This window comes from Salinimicrobium oceani, assembly GCF_012037645.1.
Map to the genome: position 1 here is coordinate 1 of NZ_JAAVJR010000046.1, position 957 is coordinate 957.

General features: G+C 43.3%; 1 protein-coding gene. It reads right to left on the reverse strand.

From position 1 onward, the window contains the following. Positions 1–957: T9SS outer membrane translocon Sov/SprA (gene sov / locus HC175_RS15250; protein ID WP_168139330.1), on the reverse strand; the 957-nt coding region annotated here is incomplete at both ends.

Here is a 957-nt window from a genome sequence, read left to right on the forward strand (position 1 = left end):
TGGCAAACGGAAGATCATAATTTAGCTGCAACGACTGGAAATGTTGATTGGGAATTCCGGTATTGAAAAAACCATCCCAGATCCCGGTTGTGGTATCGGGGTTATTCTCATCATCAAAATAATTCCTGATGATGCGGTTGGTGGACGAATCAAAATTCATCCTGAGACTCTTGGTAAAGTTGTAATTGATGGTGTACTGCCAGTCAAAAAGGAAATTTCTTTGGTATAAGGTTGGGATGCCATTGATAAAACCGGGCGGCAAATTGATCTCCCTGAACTTTTGCTCATTGTACTGCCTAAAAATGGTAGAACTGGCAGTAATATTTGACGGGAAAACATTAAAATTAAAATCTCTTAAAAGGGCAAAATAGGCACTGCTGTCCAGGGCCTTTACATTCTGCAAAGGTTCGATGGAAAGAGGCGCAAAAGTATAATCATAGGTAGCTCCCACCCTAACATTTTGATCAAAGGCATCTTCGATCTCAAAATCCCGGTGGTCTACCTGATTATAACTTCCCGAAAGCGTAAGATTCTCCACGTCATACGGCTTAGGCTTAGAACCCTCTCCCACTCTTTCTTTACGCAAGCCTATCACGTTTATACTTTGACGACGGGTAAAGTCTTCTGCCCTTTCCTGCAGGTCATCCCTAATTTCTTCTGTCGCCGCATTATCCAGTACAGTTTCCAACTCCAGATCCAAAAATTCAGGATCATATTTAGGGGTGATCAATTCTTCGCCATAGCTGTAGCTCACCGGAATTCTAATACCCCATTTGCGCGGCAGGAGTTGTCCCATATTGAGATTGCTCACCACATCATATTGCAAAAAGTCTTCGCGGCTTCTTTGATTCGGGCCCTGTTCTAAAGAACCGAAGCCCACAGTACTTTTTCTTCCTGTTGCTGAAAGATTGGCAAAGTCGGCTACGTTGGCATCCATATTTACAATAGCTGCCCAGC